The 18,381-nt window shown below is 50.5% G+C and carries 13 protein-coding genes and 1 tRNA gene; 6 read left to right on the plus strand and 8 right to left on the minus strand.

Annotated features, from left to right (window positions below; all coding sequences use genetic code 11):
- The first annotated feature begins 18 nt into the window (after positions 1 to 18).
- Positions 19 to 1,041, plus strand: coding sequence for an alpha/beta hydrolase (locus Q4E93_RS11185; protein WP_303585192.1), 1,023 nt, complete (start codon positions 19 to 21; stop codon positions 1,039 to 1,041).
- Between the two features lie 49 nt (positions 1,042 to 1,090).
- Entirely contained in the window at positions 1,091 to 2,125 is a 1,035-nt protein-coding gene (locus tag Q4E93_RS11190) for an alpha/beta hydrolase (protein ID WP_303585194.1), read from the plus strand.
- A gap of 89 nt (positions 2,126 to 2,214) precedes the next feature.
- Here the strand turns inward: Q4E93_RS11190 and Q4E93_RS11195 are convergent, their stop codons facing one another.
- Both Q4E93_RS11195 and Q4E93_RS11200 read right to left on the minus strand, forming a co-directional pair.
- On the minus strand, positions 2,215 to 4,509 hold the full coding sequence (locus Q4E93_RS11195) for a sensor histidine kinase (protein WP_303585195.1): 2,295 nt from the start codon (positions 4,507 to 4,509) through the stop codon (positions 2,215 to 2,217).
- A gap of 10 nt (positions 4,510 to 4,519) precedes the next feature.
- Complete coding sequence (locus Q4E93_RS11200; RefSeq protein WP_303585197.1) at positions 4,520 to 5,080, minus strand: hypothetical protein; 561 nt, start codon at positions 5,078 to 5,080, stop codon at positions 4,520 to 4,522.
- A gap of 304 nt (positions 5,081 to 5,384) precedes the next feature.
- Between Q4E93_RS11200 and Q4E93_RS11205 the strand changes: the two genes are divergently transcribed.
- Positions 5,385 to 6,296: a helix-turn-helix domain-containing protein gene (locus Q4E93_RS11205; protein ID WP_303585199.1), complete on the plus strand. Its 912-nt coding sequence runs from the start codon at positions 5,385 to 5,387 to the stop codon at positions 6,294 to 6,296.
- Positions 6,297 to 6,939: 643 nt separating this feature from the next.
- Here the strand turns inward: Q4E93_RS11205 and Q4E93_RS11210 are convergent.
- The 3 genes from Q4E93_RS11210 to Q4E93_RS11220 form a co-directional block, all read right to left on the minus strand.
- Positions 6,940 to 7,013 (minus strand) — tRNA-Arg (locus Q4E93_RS11210).
- A gap of 109 nt (positions 7,014 to 7,122) precedes the next feature.
- Positions 7,123 to 7,896 (minus strand): SDR family NAD(P)-dependent oxidoreductase, encoded by a 774-nt coding sequence (locus tag Q4E93_RS11215; RefSeq protein WP_303585200.1) that lies wholly within the window; start codon positions 7,894 to 7,896, stop codon positions 7,123 to 7,125.
- A gap of 78 nt (positions 7,897 to 7,974) precedes the next feature.
- Entirely contained in the window at positions 7,975 to 8,790 is an 816-nt protein-coding gene (locus Q4E93_RS11220; RefSeq protein ID WP_303585202.1) for a phytanoyl-CoA dioxygenase family protein, read from the minus strand.
- 293 nt (positions 8,791 to 9,083) lie between these two features.
- On the opposite strand from Q4E93_RS11220, the gene Q4E93_RS11225 reads away from it, so the two are divergent.
- On the plus strand, positions 9,084 to 10,199 hold the full coding sequence (locus tag Q4E93_RS11225) for a BamA/TamA family outer membrane protein (protein ID WP_303585204.1): 1,116 nt from the start codon (positions 9,084 to 9,086) through the stop codon (positions 10,197 to 10,199).
- Positions 10,200 to 10,212: 13 nt separating this feature from the next.
- On the opposite strand, the gene Q4E93_RS11230 is transcribed toward Q4E93_RS11225, so the two are convergent.
- From Q4E93_RS11230 to Q4E93_RS11240, 3 genes are all read right to left on the minus strand, one after another.
- Positions 10,213 to 10,863 (minus strand): phosphatase PAP2-related protein, encoded by a 651-nt coding sequence (locus Q4E93_RS11230; RefSeq protein ID WP_303585206.1) that lies wholly within the window; start codon positions 10,861 to 10,863, stop codon positions 10,213 to 10,215.
- Positions 10,864 to 10,927: 64 nt separating this feature from the next.
- Positions 10,928 to 12,835: a glucosamine-6-phosphate deaminase gene (gene nagB, locus Q4E93_RS11235; protein ID WP_303585208.1), complete on the minus strand. Its 1,908-nt coding sequence runs from the start codon at positions 12,833 to 12,835 to the stop codon at positions 10,928 to 10,930.
- A gap of 165 nt (positions 12,836 to 13,000) precedes the next feature.
- Positions 13,001 to 13,639, minus strand: a complete 639-nt coding sequence (locus Q4E93_RS11240) for an RNA polymerase sigma factor (protein WP_303585210.1) — start codon at positions 13,637 to 13,639, stop codon at positions 13,001 to 13,003.
- A 140-nt stretch (positions 13,640 to 13,779) separates the two neighbouring features.
- Between Q4E93_RS11240 and Q4E93_RS11245 the strand changes: the two genes are divergently transcribed.
- Entirely contained in the window at positions 13,780 to 14,811 is a 1,032-nt protein-coding gene (locus Q4E93_RS11245) for a FecR family protein (RefSeq protein WP_303585212.1), read from the plus strand.
- 42 nt (positions 14,812 to 14,853) lie between these two features.
- Positions 14,854 to 18,381, plus strand: coding sequence for a SusC/RagA family TonB-linked outer membrane protein (locus Q4E93_RS11250; protein WP_303585214.1), 3,528 nt, complete (start codon positions 14,854 to 14,856; stop codon positions 18,379 to 18,381).

Consider the following 18,381-nt stretch of genomic DNA (forward strand, 5'->3'; position numbering starts at 1 on the left):
CAATTAATAACTACAATAATGCAAACACAAACCAACGACCGCAACGTCCTCGTGCCACCATTTGGCGAGGACCCAAAACTTTCCGTCGAGGTCCGGAAATTCCTAAAAGTATTGAACAAGCCAGGGGCGAAGCCGCTGGAAACATTGCCGCCGCTGCAGGCGCGAAAAGTGTTGGAAGAGGCTCAGGCGTCTGTTCCAATTGACATGACGGGCGTAGAAGAGTCCAGCCTTACAATCAAGTCGGGCGGGTTTGAGATACTACTAAACATTGTCCGGCCTGAAGGTATCCGTGAGGTGTTGCCCGTCTTTATTTTTATTCACGGCGGGGGCTGGGTGCTGGGGGACTACCCAACGCATAAGCGAATGGTACGTGACCTGGTCGTATACTCCGGCGTAGCGGGCGTTTTTGTCAACTATACGCGGACACCGGACGCGGCATATCCTCAGGCGATAAACGAGATCTATGCGGCCACAAAATGGGTCGGAGAAAATGGCCATAAGATAGGAGTAGATGGCAAGCGGCTGGCCGTGGTTGGCAATAGCGTCGGAGGAAATATGACGGCCGTTACTGCACTGAAGGCAAAGGTCAACGGTGGACCGGACATCAAGCTTCAGATAATGATGTGGCCGATCGTGGATGCCAACTTCGAAACCTATTCGTTTCACCGGTTCGGGCAAGACCGGTTCCTGACCACGCCTCTGATGAAGTGGATGTACGACATGTACATTGCCGATCCGGCCAAAAGAAATGACATTTACGCTTCGCCACTGCAGGCATCCGTCGACGAGCTGAGAGGGTTGCCTCCTGCGCTTATACAGGTGGCCGAAAATGACATACTCCGCGACGGGGGAGAGGCTTACGGAAGAAAGCTGGACCAAGCCGGGGTTCGTACAACCGTCATTCGATACAACGGCATGATCCACGATTTCGGTCTCCTGAATCCCCTGGCAACGATTCAACCCGTACGGTCCTTGTTTAAGCATGCGGCCGCGGAGCTGAAAGACTGCCTGCGGCCCGCTGGCCAATCGAACAAGCAATAGTTGAACTTCCCTAAAAAAATTTCTAATGCAAATTCAAAACGCAACAACAATGAAAAGGACAACCTATTTCGTCAGTATTTGCCTGTTGGTACTTACAGGCTGTTTGAACGCCCGGGGCCAGGTGAAAGACTATGCAACTGATGACCGGCTAAGCCCTGGTGTCAGGACCTTCCTCGCAACGCTGAACACCGGCGGCCCCGGACTGGAAACCCTGTCACCCGTACAGGCACGCCAGGTGCTCGTGGACATTCAAAAAACATATCCCGTCGATCTCTCAGGGGTAAGCATTTCGGAGAAGACGATCAAAGTCAACGGCCAGGACCTGGTCCTGAACATCGTCAGGCCGGCAGGCGCCAAGGGAGAGTTGCCTGTTTTTATCTATATCCATGGCGGCGGGTGGGTATTGGGCGACTTTCCGACGCACCGGCACATGGTGCGAAATCTCGCGGTACTGTCGGGATATGTGGGCGTTTTTGTCAACTATACCCGGACGCCGGATGCCGCTTATCCGACCCAGATCGACCAGATCTATGCAGCGACACAATGGGTCGCAACGCACGGCAGCGAAATTGGGGTTAACGGTAAGAAATTGGCCGTAGTAGGGAACAGTGTTGGCGGGAATATGACAGCCGTCACGGCGATCAAAGCCAAGGAGAACAACGGTCCGCGGATCAGCGTGCAGATCATGATGTGGCCGATCCTGGATCACAATTTTGAAACCGAATCGTACCGGGAATTCGGAGATCAACGATTCCTGTCTACCCCCGTGATGAAATGGATGTACAATATGTATATTCCCGACGACGCCAAACGTGACGATATTCATGCGTCGCCCTTGCACGCAACAACGGATCAGCTGAAGGGATTGCCGCCGGCCCTCATCCTGGTGGCGGAGAATGATATCCTGCGGGACGATGGTGAGGCGTATGGCCGAAAACTGGAACAAGCGGGTGTAACGGTTACCACTGTCAGGTACAATGGGGTGATCCACGATTGGGGGCTGTTGACGGGGTTGGCCAAGCTTCCGCAAACCGAGGCGTTGTTTGAGCAGGCTGCTCTCGAACTGAAAAAGTACCTGAAATAAGCCGTCGCCGTTGCCCGCATCCGACTGAAACCGTTTCGCCCGGGGCATGGCCAGCGCGAGCGGTTTTTTGGTTATTCCCATCGGCTTATTTAGACGGCAGTCAAAACCTCGTCAACGGGCAATACCCCGGCAAAAGGCTTGATAGGGCACTCGATGGTGATATGCAGTCCGTTGTTTGATTCCATCGTTAGCAGGCCGTTTAGATCTTCGGAAAGCCCATGGATCAGCTTCATGCCGAGGGAACGCTTTTTCCGGAGTTCCTCAACGTTTGCGATCCCGATGCCATTGTCCCTGATGCGGAGATATAGCTGGTCGTGGTGGCTTCGGAGGGTTATTTCGATAAGGGGATTTGAAATCCCCTGAAAGGCGTGTTTGATGGAGTTTGTAACGGCTTCGTTGATGATCAGCGCTAGCGGTATCGCCGCCGGCACATCGATTTGGACCGGCTGGATATTCAATTCAAAGTGTACTCGCGGCCCAAGGTCAAAACTGTCCTTCAGATACCCTGTGAATTGAGCAATATAGGATTTCAGATCGACCGTTTTCATGTCTTCCGTCTCATAAAGCTGCTGATGGATCAGGGACATGGCATAAATCCGGTGTTTACTGTCGTCTAAGGCTTTGAGCGCATCATTTTGCAAATGCAGGGATTGGGATTCCAGCAGGCACATGACGGTATGAAGATTGTTCTTCACCCGGTGATGGACTTCCTTTAGCAGCCATTCTTTTTCGGTTAACGCCCGATTGAGTTGATCCAACAGCTGTTGTTGCTTCTGGCTTTTTTCGGCGATTATTTCGCTAAGCTTCTTCTTGCCCAGGTACTGGCGGTAGACGATGGCTGCCGTGATAAGAAGGACGATCGCTGCCGCGATGACGACGTTTTTGACGAAATCGGCCCGCTCCTGGCGCGCACGGGCCAGCTGTTCTTTTTGCGCAAACGCCGCTATTTGCGCATCTTTTTTCTGCGTCTCGAATTGGATCATTAATTTTTCGACGTCGGCACGCCTCTTCGTGTTTTCGATACTGTCGTTCAGCGCGTGGTTTAGATTTAAATACTTTATGGCCGAAGTATAGTTTTTGGCAGCGGAGTCGACAAGGAAGAGCTCATAGGCTAAATGCCTCTTTTCGTAAACGGTCGTCGAATTGTCCTGCATGGCCTGTGCATCCAACAGGTAGGGACGTGCTTTTGCGTATTCCTTCCGTTCGAGATAAAAATAGCCGAGCTTGCCATAGTCCAAGCTGGATAGCCAGCCCGCTCGCTTAAGCATGGCAAAGGATTCAAGAAAGTATTGTTCAGCTTGTTTATACCGGCCCAGGGCCAGGTACGCCTTTGAATGAGCTTCGACGGTTTGATTTTTCTGGTCGAACGTGATCGGTGGTACGGTCCGGACTTGCGAAGTAAGGAAGGCAAGCGCTTTTTCAGCTTCTTTGTTTTTTATCATTCTATAGACGATCGCGTCGATAAACTGATGGATGCAATATCGACCAATGACCTTCTTGCTTTGCTCTAATCCCAAGCGTAAAGATTCGTCTTCTTTTCCATGCTCGGAAATTCTTCCGTAAAACACGTTCTCGATCCAATATAGGTCAGCAAGAGCGGTTTTGTCCGGACTTTGGTCGATCGCGGCCGTTGCCAGATGAATGTCGTTCAGGGCATCGGTAAATCGGCCCTGCATCCAATGGATATCGATGGAGACCAGGTAAGGATATTGAATCCCCGACATATTCAACCTTTTATAGTCCTGGATAACAGCCATGATCTCCTGCTCTCCCGACATCTCGTGCCCCTCCATATAATAGACGATTGCCAGATACTGCCGTATAAGAAGTTCGTTCTTTTGCAGCTTGAGCCTTTTGCTCAACACCTGCGCCTGCTCGCAATACGCCTTCCCTTTACCCAGGATATCCGCCAGCGGCCGCTGTGGACAAAATATGTACGTAAAGGCCAGGCCGACTTGCAAATTGTTCCGGATCGTGTCATTATGTATAAGGGGCAGCAGGTTTTCCGCGTTGAGAAGGCTATCTTCCAGTATATACGCGGAAGCTAACGTATAGAGGGACTCGTCCTCATTGGAAGGATCGTCCGATTGCCGGCTCAAGCGCAGCGCTTCCTGGCTGTATTGGACAGCAAGGGGAAAGTCCTGCGGCGTTTTGATGGGCTTATTATAATGAATGTTCGCCAGGTCCAGCAAAGCATGGACTTTTACACTCGTCTCACGACTGGTGTGAACTTGTTGGAGGAGGTTCGGTTCCTGATCCGCGGGCACCCGTGCAGGTGCGGGGTAATATTGCGCAAGGGCGGGCGGCCCCCAAAGGAGGATTGAGATCCAAAGAAGGAGGGTCGTCACTGACAACCAGCGCTTCGACAATTGTTTTCTTTTCATTAGACAGTGTTTATGAATAGGTGTTCATCAGGATGTTCCCCGCTGTCACCACGCCGATCATGATCAGCAATAGCAAGACGCCAACGAGTAAGATATTCCCAATTGACTTGCTCTGTTTAATGCCTGCTTGCTGGGCTAGTTCTCTTTGCCTCAGGAGGCGGATATCTTCATCCTTTTTTTCGGTGGCAAACTTGAGCTTAAGGGCGTCGAGTTGCTTGAGTTGATCCTTGCTGGTATAGGCATCATGGGCGGCTCGGAACCGGATCCGGTCTTGTAAAGCCAGTTGATAGTTGCCTTCCATCGAATCAAGCGAGAATAAAAGGGAATACCGGAGGGAATTTAAATAGGCGTCAGCGCCGGCTTGCTGACCGGCCGACTGAATGAGCCGGCGGGCATCGCCAAGGCATCCCTGTGAAATATAGGACTTCGCAAGCAAAAGATTACCCGATGCGTCATCCAGCGTTTGATTCGGTCGCGAGGACAAGACTTGTACTGTCAGGAGGATGGTTCCCAGCAGGAGCCCTCTACGCGAAAGGGCTTTGATCCGAGCCGCCTTGCCGCTAACGTACATTGAGCAGGTTTTGGTTTTGAAGACCGGGTCATTCCATAGTGTGGTAGACGCGGTGGGAGGCATAATAAATATAATACTTTTTCATGCAAGTGTGACAACCCTCTGTCAAAAGGACCATTCACTATCCTTTGTCAAAGATCTCATTATACTGGACATTTCTGATATTCAGGCGCTTTTTCCCTGGACAGCTGTACCCTTTAAACAATGTTCGGGTGATCCGCGATATTTCGTGAGCTGCAGCGGTAATGACTCATTCATAAGGAAATGTTTCCCAGCCCCGTACAGAGTGGCATACAAATGGAAAATGAGAGAGAAATATCAATATGTAACTATGCCGACAAGAACATTACCGACCGACCTGAAGTTCATAGAAAAGCAGATACCTTTTCAGATTTGCAGTTTAGCATGGTACTTTGAGAAAGGCGGTGGAAATCGCCAATTGCCTCACAAGCACGAACACTTCGAAGTCATTTGGATGCAACAAGGCTCTGGAACGGTGACCGTGGATCTGGAAAATCATTCTTTGTCCGATAATACGTTATTTTGCATTTTTCCCGGACAATTGCATTCGGTGGAATATGATATTACGGCATGCGGCTCCGTGATCTCAATTCCGGAGACCATTACTCAGAATTGTCGTGATCATGTGGATCTCCTGTGTAAGTCGACGGTATTCAATTTTCTGAAAAAAATACCAAAGATCAAGCTCAGTAAAATCTGCGCGGCAGAGGTTGATCACGTAGTTTCCTGTCTTCACGAAGAATTAAACGCGGGAAGTCCCCTCGCTAAAGAGATCATCCAAAGCTATACAAGTATTTTAATGATCTATCTTGCGCGCCAACTGGGAAATGCCCCGGTATTCCGAATCCCGGATCGAAAATGCCAGCTGGCACAGCATTTTATGCAGTTGGTTGATAAAAAATTTATTTCCTGCAAAATGGTTCGGGATTATGCGCTGGAACTTGGCGTCACACCAAATTATCTGAATCAAGCTGTAAGGGAAACAACAGGGTTCTCCGCTGGACACCTGGTGCGGCGACGGATAGCGCTGGAGGCGAAACGCCAGGCTGTGTTTTCCCAGTCGACGATGAAAGAGATAGCATATTATTTAGGATTTGAAGATATGGCTCATTTCAGCAAGTTTTTCAAAACGGTGGAAGGCCAGAACTTCACCCAATTTAGGAAGGCTGGGGTGAAGCAGGTGCAGGAGCAGTAGGGATGGCAAATACTTGCAGTTTCCAGACAAGCACAGACTAGAGAGGAGTAAGTAATTTTTTGGCGTTGCGCCAATTCAAATTGTTCCAGTGATTTCATGCTGATATTTCGGTAAAACGCGGGTTATGCATGTTTTCTTAGGAGAGGCCGGGGTGCGGCTGATCGCTACTTCTGTTTACGGCGTACTTGACGCCGTGCCCAGTGATTTTATGTTGACTGATTTAGTTAGCTGTCGAAACAAGAAAGACAGGAGATGAAGGGCATCGATACAGTCCTCCTTTCCGATGGGCATCAGCGAGCGCCGGATTTTTGCAGACCGGTCTTATCTTGAACGGCTTTTGCTGCTGATTTTCGCATAGCCGGTGGGCCTGCACTTCTATAAAAGCCTGAATTGGGCGAAACCTCGGCGAAACTTGCCTCGATGAGACTGTATGGATTTGACATTTTATAAATTGGTTTGAATCCTGTAAGGTCACCCCTAGAAAACTTCGAACCATTTCTTCCATACGCACACCATTCTTCTCATAATAACTGATAATAAAGTTTATTCAATGCCCTGGTTTTTTGCGCCGGTCCGCTCATGCGAATTTATTCGCATCGCGTCCCTTACGCAAAAAACCCTCGGCATTTGCCGAGGGTTTTTGTGACCCCGTCAGGATTCAAACCTGAAACCTTTTGATCCGTAGTCAAATGCTCTATTCAGTTGAGCTACGGGGCCTTTTCCCTGCGATTAACTCGTTAAGGGGCTGCAAATATAGTACAAAATCCGAACTGGAAAAAATACAAACCTACTTTTCTGCACCGACCCATCTCCCGGCCGGGCCGGCCTATTCATAGATCTTCATGGCCGTCCTTTCCACTATCCCCTTCGGCAGCAGCCACGCCATGAAAACGCCTACCTTATTGACCACACCTGCAATTACCTCCGCCTTGCCCGCCAGCATCGCTTTCACAGCGAGTGAAGCCACAGTTTCCGGCGACATATTAAACTTTTCCGCTGCCTTCATTCCTTTTTCCCCCAGCTGTGCCCGATTGGGGAAGTCCGTATCCGTAGCTCCCGGGCTGACGGCTGTCACCGACACCGTGCTTCCCCGAAGCTCCTGGTGCAGCCCCCTGCTGAAGGACAGCACAAAGGCCTTGGTGGCCGCATAGAGGCTCAACCGGGGCACTGCCTGATAAGCAGCTGAGCTGGCAACGTTCAGGATATAGCCCCGGGATTGGCGCCGCAGTTCCGGCAGGAAGAGGTGCGTCATCCCGACCAGGGTATCCATATTCAGGTGCATCATGTTCAGCAGCTGCTTCGAATTATATTTGTCAAACGAACCGCTGAGTCCATAGCCGGCATTGTTCACCAGGATCTTCACGCCATATCCTTTTCCCTTACACCATTCATACACCTGCTGGGGGGCATCCGCCATCGAAAGGTCCAGGGCCAGCCAGTCAGCCGTTACTTTATAGCGCGAGATGATCTCCCCGGCAGCCTGCACCAGCAGGTCGCCCGACCGCGCTACCAGGAGTACATTGAATCCTCTGCGGGCAAGCTCTTCCGCAATAGCCCTGCCGATGCCTTTGCTGGCACCTGTGATCAAAGCGTATTCCATATTATGTGTAATTAACAAGCTAAAAAAAAGAGGCCAACGCAAGTTGGCCCTTTTCTATGATAATTAATAATTTCTCTACTAGTTCTGGACTTTGGAAGCAAAGCGATGGTAGAAGGGGGTCTTGCTCTTCTCATCTTTCGGCATGTATTTGCCGGTGATGATCGGCACATACATCACACGGCGACGGCTGGCTTCTCCATATAAAGGAGACTGCTGCGCACGGTGCCAGATCCTGCCATCATGCACGGTGAGGTCTCCTGCATTCAGGTCAAAGCCGATCTCCCGGCGGTCGGGATTATTGTCGATGAAATACTTTTTGCCAAATAACAGCCGGAGAATTCCCTGCTTGTGTGTTCCCGGCAATACACGCAATCCGCCGTTCTCGAAGGGTGTATCGTCCAGGTGGATACCTACATTCAGCATGGGCATGATCTTCTGTCCCATGAACAAGTCCCTGGGACTGTCCGTATGCCAGCCCATCTGCGTAAAAGAGCTTTCCGGCATCCTGACGTAATGGTTCAGGATCAATCCATCCTTCTCATTCTCGCTGATGCGGCCTTCGTAGGGGGCCAGGAGACCGATGAGCGCCTTTATCCTGGGATCCTGCAATAATTCATGCAGGGGCTGACTGTAAAGGGAGAGAAAGCACATGCGCTGGATCATCTTATTGCCATCCTGGTCCTTACCGAACTTCAGGGGAATACCGTTTATCTTCTCGCGGCCTTCCTCCAGCCATTGCTTTTCTATACGATTGAGCTCAGAAATAAATAATTGAACAATCTCCGATTTAAGAAAATTCCTAAATATGATAACTCCATACTTATCGAAAAAGTTAAATTGCTCGTCTGTCAGCTTCTCTCCTAATATAAAATCGGGGCATTCAAATTTTTTCATAATATGCTAGCTTTAATTTAAGAAAGGGAAGGGTCCGTCCTTTCCGCTTCAGAAGCCTTTAAAATATTAGATGATTTTAATTTTAACAAATTGTGAAATCTTCATTAATCTCCAAATGTAAGAAAAATAGATTTTTCCGTGTTAATTTGCTGGTTTTTTATCGAATATCGTAAATAAATACTTTAATTACACTATAGTTGCGACGTCTGTTTAGGAAAACACCATATATCTTCTTGTTCTGCTCGTTATTTTTGCTGTCCTTAAACGTTCTAGCGCAAAAGGACAGTGCTGGCGTGATCCCTGTTGCACAGCTGCCGGACCACATCAAGCTGCCCGACCATATCAGGATCCCTGTCAAAGTTCCCGTACACCTGCCCGGCAGACAGGCTACTCCCGAAAGCCCCGCAAAAGTACGGCATATTCTAATACTCCCAATCATTGCCCGCTCTATTGAGACAGGATGGTCTTTTGGGGTCGTCAGCGCCTCTACCTTTCATCTGCAAGCCCATGACAGCGCGACCCGTACCTCAAACGCCCAGGCCGTGGCCCTTTATACAACCCGCGGACAATTTGTAGCGGCACTAAATGGTTCCATTTATTTCCCCGGGGAACGGTTTATTGTCAACGAGCAGCTTTCCTACAGCTCTTTCCCTGATAATTTCTGGGGATTGGGCAAGTCCACCCAGGATAGCAGCAAGGAATCCTATAAATTTAAGCAGTATTACGTATATCTCCATCCTCAACGCCGGGTGGGGAGCAACCTCTTTTTGGGCCTTGTATTTGAGCATCAACGCGTTTTCGACATAAATTATGATGCAGGAAAGCTTTTTGATAAGGAAAACATCGCCGGCCGGCTGGGATACCGCATCTCCGGCCTGGGCCTCAGCTTTACCTACGACACGCGTAACAATGCCTTTTCTCCCAGCAAAGGGACGATGATGCAATTCTGGTTCGATCACTTTCTGCCCTTCTTAGGCTCTGATTTTCAATATACTAACTATAATGTTGATATCCGCCGGTTCATCAGGGTCTATAAAGACCAAGTGCTGGCCCTGCAGGCTTTTGGTCAATTCACCGGGGGGGATGTGCCCTTACGGAGCCTGGCTGCCCTGGGTGGCGCCAACAGTATGAGAGGATATTATGCGGGCCGCTTTCGGGACAAGAACCAGGGCGTCCTGCAGGCTGAATACCGGGTACCTTTATTCGGACGCCTGGGCGCGGTAGGCTTTGCAGGCATAGGTAATGTAGGGCCTAAATTAGAAGATATTGATTTTAAATGCCTTAAATACTCCTATGGCGGAGGATTACGGATTGCGCTGAACAAATCCGAAAAGCTCAACCTTCGTCTTGATTATGGGCTGGGTAAACATTCCCAGGGCTTTTACCTGCAGCTGGGGGAAGCTTTTTAGCGCTTTCCCTTCATTACATCCTGTCTTCGGGCCGCACCACCGTCCTGCGCGCCATCCAGAAGGCCAGCCAGCCAAAAACAAAGGCGCCCAGGACATCCATCGTATAATGCACATGCTGCACTAACAATAAGTATCCTACCGCCACCGTACCAATTAGGGCGAGTCTCCTGTCCATTTTCCCAGGCAGACAGAGGAATATGAGAAAAACAGTGGAAGTATGACCCGAAAAGAAGAGGTCCCTGGTAACGAATTTCTCCCCATAGAAAAAATTGCTGATAGGGTCTACCAGCCCCACCAGTCCTACCGGAGGGTCCAGGGGCACCAGGGTGATCGCCAGGGTCCGCATCACAGACAGCAGGATATACGCCCATACGAACGTAAGGAACATGTAAGGATCCTGTGCCGCCCGTAAGATACCCAGCAGCGTAACAGCCCATATAACAACGAAAATGGCTATGGAGACATTATGGGGATGCAGCCATCCCAGCAAGGGGTCCGCCAGGAGGTATCCGCTTCTTTTTTCGATGGTCTGGAAAAAAAGAGGGAATAGCGACAGGATGACGATGACGAGGGCCAGCCCTCCGATCACTCTTTTCCGGTACCACGCAGATTGCCAGGCATCCTGCCATTCCTCTCTTAATTCAGCCAGTATTGTTATGGGCATATCAAATAGGAAAAAGCTAAATTACAACAAACGTTGTGATTTGTGATCTCTTCCCGCCAAAGCCCTAATAATGCCATCTGACAAAGGCTTCCATGGCTGCATACTTCGTCAGCCCCAGCTGCGCATACAGGCTGGCCGTATTGGCGTTCCTGTCTTCTGCGCGTTGCCAGAACTCACGACTATCGCTACCCTGGAAAGGCACCATATCTTTTTGGGACTGGTGAATAAAAATACCGAAACGTTTCTTCCTCACCTGGTCGGGACTCATGGGAATGGCCATTTCGATCTCGCTGATATCCCATTCCTGCCATGCGCCTTTGTACAACCACAGCCAGCAGTCCTTTAACCAGGCATCACCCGCAGCCTTCAGCCTGCGCATGGATTCGAAGACGACGTCCAGGCAAACCTTGTGCGTTCCATGCGGATCGGCCAGGTCGCCTGCACAATAGATCTGGTGGGGCTGCAGCTTGCGCAGCAAGTCCATCGTCAGCTGAATGTCTTCTTCGCCCATGGGCTTTTTTTCGATCGTGCCCGTTTCGTAGAACGGAAGGTTCATGAAATGGATATTCTCGTCCTTGATGCCGACATAGCGGCAGGTGGCCTTGGCTTCGCAACGGCGGATCAGGCCTTTGATCTGGCGGATCTCGGGTGTGTCGATCTCGCTGGCCTTCTTATGTTTCAGGAAATCCGTGGCCCTTTGCAGTATCTGAGAGGATGTCTTGCTGTCGATGCCGGAGAGCTCCTCGAAGCCGACGGCAAAATCCAGGAATCTTGTCACGAACTCATCCGTCACCGCAATATTGCCGGATGTTTGATAGGCAACGTGCACATCGTTCCCCTGGTCATGCAGCCGCATAAAAGTGCCTCCCATGGAAATAATATCGTCGTCAGGATGAGGGGAAAAAATGAGGCTGCGTTTGGGATAAGGATTGCTCCGCTCCGGACGGTTGGGATTATTGGCATCCGGTCTGCCGGCCGGCCAGCCGGTGATGCTATCCCTCAGCTGGTAGAACACTTGCAGGTTGATCTCATACGCATCTCCTTTTTCCACCAGCAGATCGCTGAGGCCATTGTCATTATAATCGCTGTCTGTGAGGCTTAAGACCGGTTTGTCCAGCTTAAGGGCCATATTGACGACAGCCTTGCGGATGATGGCCGGCGTCCATTCCAGCTCACCGGTCAGCCAGGGGGATTTAAATCTGGTCAGTTCGTTGGCAGCCATCTCATCCAGCACGAAGAGACAATCGTTGTGCTGCTGCAGGAGGGAGGCCGGTATCTGTTCGGTGACATGCCCTTCCGCAGCCTTCTGGATCACCGGGGCCTTGATCTGGCCCCAACCCATCAGGATGATCTTCTTAGCGCTAAGGATCGTACCGATGCCCATGGTGATGGCCAGGCGGGGCACTTTGGAGATATTTTGAAAATCATGGGAATTGGCTATCCGGGTGCTATTGTCCAGCGGTACTAATCGCGTCCGGGACAAAATGCTGGATCCCGGTTCATTAAACCCGATGTGGCCGTTGTTTCCAATGCCCAGGATCTGCAGGTCGATGCCGCCAGCCTTTTCGATCAGCTGCTCATATTCTATGCAATGTTTTTTGATGTCTTCCTTTTTCCATTCTCCATTGGGTATATGACAGTTCTTTGGGTCGATGTCCACCTTGCTGAATAGTTGCTCCTTCATGAAGCGGTTGTAGCTTTGCAGGGCATCATTGTCGATGGGGTAGTACTCATCGAGGTTGAAAGTGATCACATTCCTGAAGCTCAGGCCTTCCTCCTTGTGCAACCTTACCAACTCTGCATACAGGGATTTCGGGGAAGAGCCCGTCGCCAGGCCCAGCACGGTCTTCTCGCCTTTCGATTCTTTCTCGCGTATCAGGGCTGCTATTTCCTTTCCAATGTAACGGGAACCTTCGTTTAGCGTACCGAAAATTTTTACTGGGATTTTCTCGAAAGAGTCTACCATGCTCATAAATCAGATGTTTTTGATGCGGCCATTGACCAGTTGGCCGATGAATGTTTGAAGTGCACCGTGTATGGTTTATCCGAAAAAAGTAACCCATCCCCGGTGCACGTATGATGATGGGCCTTCGGCCTACGGACCCGTGGTCCGTTTTTGATGGCGCAAATTTAGCCTCTATTTCCCAAATGCCGCAAATTTGAAGCAATCGTTTGCGCCTTTTTGTATGCACATCTGTGCTCCTACCGGAGAAAATGTAATGCCGGCAGCCAGTAAAAAAAATAAAAAAAACGCTAATGGCCCTGCCAGCATATTCTTTAATGATTTGATCGCCTGGTAGAGAAGGTTGCGGGCCACCTGGTAATTGATATTCATGATCTCGCTGACCTCTTCATAGCTGAGGTTCTGGTAAAATTTGAGGTAAATGATCTCCTTCTGCCTGTGAGACAAGCGTTCCAACGCCTTGATCACCTCTTGCCGCCGCAGGGCGCTCTCCTGCTGATGGATCAGCAAGGTCTCATGGCTCAGCTCGAATGGCATATCTCCATTGTCGTGGATCGGCAGGACCTTCCCGCTTTTGCGAAATGCCTTCAAAAGCTTGTATTTTAGGCTTTTAAGCAAATATGCCTTTACGGACAAAACGGGCGCCTGGGATTTGGCCTGCCATAGCTCTATGAACAGCTCCTGGATGCAGTCTTCCAGTAATTCCGTATCTGTTGTGAATTTATTGCCAAACCGGTAGAGGGTCCCATAATATTCCCTGAAAAGAGCGGCAAAAGCGTCTTTATCTCCCTTGCGGAAAGATTCCCAAAGCATTATGTTCCGGTCTGCAGTATTCAAAAGGAAGTCATTCGTTGAATCAATGTAGTAAATTAAGCGATTCTCCCATATGGTAACAAAGATTTTTTATCTTTACGCGAAGAGCAACACCCCGACGACCTAGATTAGTAGTTTTTATGCCAGAAAATTATCGCGATCCGGAAGATTTGCTGTCAGACCCTTCATTTCTTTCCTGGTATTTTAAGACAGGTGAAGAAAATGACCGTACCTGGGAAGACTGGATGACGGGGCGCCCCGATCGGGATCTCCTCGTAAAAAAAGCAATAAGCCTGCTTGAAGCCACCCGCCTCCCCGAAATAGAACCCTCTCCGCAGCAGCTGCAAAAGGCCGAATCGGCATTGATGCAAAGAATAGAAGTACTTTCCGGCGACGAAGCGCAATCTTCTTCCGCCGTCGAAGTGCGCAAACCTTCTATCGTTGGCCGTTATCGCTGGATGACTGCTGCCGCTGTTCTGGTGCTGCTGGCTGCAGGGTTCCTCATCACGAAATATAGAGGCTATTCACATCCGGAGATAAGGACGCCCTATGGGCAGATCAACCGCCAACAGCTGCCTGACGGAACGGAAGTGACGATGAATGCCAACAGCCGCCTCAGCTACTCTCCCGGCTGGCACGATGGTGCGGACAGGGAAGTCTGGGTCGATGGGGAAGTATTTTTCCACGTCCGGAAAACACCTTTAAAAAGCAAGTTCATTGTTCATACGGAACATTTCGATATTATTGTCACCGGCACGCAATTCAATGTGTCGAACAGACATGGAGCAGACAATGTATTATTGCAGGAAGGCAGCGTGACCATTCGCACGAAAGACGGAAAAACGCTGGTGATGAAGCCAGGAGATTTTGTCGCTTTCGATCCTGCTGTGCTGGAAAAGAAAACAGGCTGTAAGGAGATGCTGCTGGCCTGGAAGGAGCAAAAGCTGATCCTGGACCATACATCCATTAGTCAGCTGGCTACGATCATTCGCGACCTGTACGGGACGCCTGTTGTTTTGGAGGGGGATTCCATTGCTGATCGAAAGATCTCCGGGATCCTGCCCAATAATAACCTGGATATCCTGCTGCAGGCCTTGGAGGCCACGGCAGAATACGATGTCGCCAGGGGTGACCATGGCATTATCATCCGGGCCCATGCTCAGAAGAACTGACATTAGATCATAGAACGAATTCAAAACTGCTTTAAGAGCTTCATGAGAAAATCAAGCCTTTACTCCTATTTGCTTGTCTTTTTTCTGAACGCAACATTGCGGGCATGGTCTCAGTCTACGCCGCCCATTATGCCCAGGGCCGACACCACCCGGCCTTCCTGTCCTAATCTCCGCCCATTGCTGGAAGTGCTGATAGAGCTGAACAAATCCAAAGGCGTATATTTTCTCTTCTCCCAGCAGCCGCTGGGAAAAGTGCTTGTACAGTCACCCACGCTTTCACCTAACATCCCTGTTGAAAAGGTCCTCAGCCAAATGCTGAAGAGCACCGGGCTGTATTTTAAAAAAGTGGATGACCGTACTTTCGTCATCCTCAGCAAAAAACCTTATGACAGCGCCGCCGGATATGACCCTTCTGCTGGCGTGCCGAATCTCAACCCCACAGATCAGCCGCCTGAAACCGATTCTGCCCTCCTCAGCATCAGCCATGCATCGGGCAGAGTTATAGCTGCTGATGGCAAGACATTGGCCGGGGTCAGCGTCACCATTAAACACTCCCATAAAGGCACCGTCACCGACCTGGAAGGCATGTTCAATATTCACGCAGGAAAGGGGGATACTTTGCTGTTCTCTTTCGTTGGGTATAAGGCCCGGCAGCTGCCAGCACCGGAAGCCGCCAGGGGATGGGTGATCATGACGCCTTCGGATCAACCTTTGACGGAAGTGCTGGTGACGGCGCTGGGTATAAAGAAACAGGAACGCTCTTTGGGCTTTTCAGCCACGGAGGTGGATGGTTCCCGTCTGGCCATGTCGAGAGACCCCAATCTGGGCAATGCATTGGTCGGACAGGTGGCAGGGCTGAGCGTAGCTATTAATGCAACAGGACCTTATGGCAGCAGCCGTGTGCTGATCCGGGGCAACGCTTCCCTCAGCGGCAACAACCAGCCCTTATATGTCATCGACGGCGTGCCATACGATAATACTACGCAAGGCTATTCCGGCACATACGGGGGCGCCGACCTGGGAGACGGCCTCTCCAATATCAATCCCGATGACATAGAATCCGTGCTCGTCCTTAAGGGCGTGGCAGCATCGGCCCTCTATGGATACAGGGGGGGCAACGGTGCGATCCTCATTACCACCAAATCAGGTTCAAAGACCAGGGGCATAGGTATCCAGGTCAACGATAACCTGACGGCCAATACCATCATCGACGAAAGAGAATACCAGTATGTATACGGCCAGGGCGTGTCGGGCGTCAAGCCCGCCAATAAACAAGTGGCGGAAGTTGCTCCGTACTATAGTTGGGGTGCCAGGCTGGATGGGTCGCAGGCCGTGAATTTTCTGGGTGATAAATATTCCTACCTGCCAGTGAAGGACAATTTCCATAAATTCTTCAAAACAGGCCTTACCAACCAAAGCTCCGTGGCGCTCACCGGCGCCAATAACAAGGGGCATTTCCGGCTGGGTATCTCCGATCTTTATCTCAATACGATCATCCCCAATTCCTCCATGCGGCAACAGGGACTGAACTTCAACTCCTCCTATTCCGTGACCAGCCGGCTGCAGATGGACCTCACGGCGGACTATGTGTTTGAGCATGTGAATAACCGGGCCTCTATTTCAGACAATGCGGGCAATATCATAGCCCCGCTGTTGTACCTGCCCACCTCCTTCGATGTCAGGTGGCTAAAGAACAGGACCAATGCCGATGGTACGGAAAAGCTGGCCGGCACCATCGACAATTACTTTGAGAATCCATATTATATAGCGTATGATTATATCAACAGGACGGACCGCAACCGCATCACGGGCGGACTGACCCTCAAATACAATTTATTGGATTGGCTGTATCTGCAGGGGCAGATCGCCCGGGACGGATATATCTTCAACGTCACCAACATCGTTCCTTCCGGTGTGCAATATACCCGCAGCGACGGCATCCACGGCGGTAATCTCACTCAATATGAGGTGAACTATCATGAGCTGAACAGCAGCTTCATGATCGGCATGCACAAAGGATCGGCATCCGCTTTCAGCATCTCCGCCAACCTGGGAGGCAATCAGCAGGACAACGTGACGGACATCAGCGGAGTAGGGGCTGTGCCTAACTCGCCCAACCGGCCGGCAGGGCCTTTCCAGGTCGCAGGAAATTATAATGCGAGCAATATCATCATCAAACCTTATAGCTCTTACTACAGGCACTACCGGGTGAACTCCCTTTACGGCAACGCGGACCTTGGATACAAAAATTATCTCTTTGTCAACCTGACGGCCCGCAACGATTGGTTCTCCACCCTCAACATCAATACAGACCATTACCTTTACCCCTCCATATCCGGGTCATTTGTTTTCTCCGAAGCCTGGCGTCTGCCCGCCTGGATCAGCCTGGGCAAAACGAGAGCCTCTTATGCCGCCTCCTCCAATGGTACGGAACCCTACCAGAACCGCCTTACCTATGGTCTGGCAAGCTATACCATCAACGGCCAGACCCTGGGATATATCGCCACCAGCAACCTGGTACCCCTGATCCCGAATGCTTCACTGCGTCCCGTCAGCATCGCGGAGAAGGAGCTCGGACTGATCATGCGTTTTCTTGGCAACCGGCTGGGTTTCGATTTCACCTTTTACAGCAAGCAGACGACCAATGATATCGTCCGTATAACTGTCAGTCCCACCTCTGGTTATTATGAATATATCGAGAACATCGGGAAGATCCGCAACAGGGGGATCGAACTCCTGTTGACAGGTGCGCCTCTTAAAAATGCCGCGTTCTCCTGGAATATCTCCTTTAACCTGGCCGTCAATAACAATAAAGTACTCGCCATCGGCGGCGCACAAAGCATCGTCATCAGCGGGGCTTATCCCCGCTGGGGCAGCGAGGTCAGCATCAGCAATGTAGTGGGATTGCCCTATGGACAGATCATGGGGTATGCATACAAGCGGGATGGGAAAGGCAATGTAATATACAGTGACGGAGCTTCCGGCGCTACTCCGGCAGGCGAGCCCGAACATACGGGCGTCGTCCCGCTGGGATCGACCGTTTACAGGCAGACAGGCGGCCTGACCAACGAGTTTCGTTATAAGGATCTGAGCCTTTCCGCGCTGGTGGACTTCAAATTCGGTGCAAAACTCTATTCCGGGACGAACCTGCTCCTTTACCAATATGGTCTTCAGAAAAAAACGCTGGAGGGTAGGGAAGGCGGGTACATCGGCAATGGGGTGACCGCCGATGGTCATCGTAATACCAGGGCCGTTCCTGCTCAACGGTTCTTTCAGGATATTTCAGCCGGCGGCACCAATCATATCGCGGAAGAATTTGTCTATGATGCAAGTTTCGTTAAGCTGAGGTCGATGGCGCTGTCCTATTATGTGCCTGCGTCCAGATTAAGGAAAGGATTTATAAAGGGCATGGGTTTTTCGTTGATTGGACGCAACCTCCTTACGTTGATGAAGCACACGCCGAATATCGATCCCGAATCCAGCATCAACAGTACCAACGGACAAGGCCTTGAGCTATCCGGCTATCCCCCGGTGAGAAGCTGGGGCTTCAATATAAACATGAAATTCTGA

Source organism: Flavitalea plasmicola, assembly GCF_030546645.1.
Lineage (GTDB): Bacteria > Bacteroidota > Bacteroidia > Chitinophagales > Chitinophagaceae > Puia.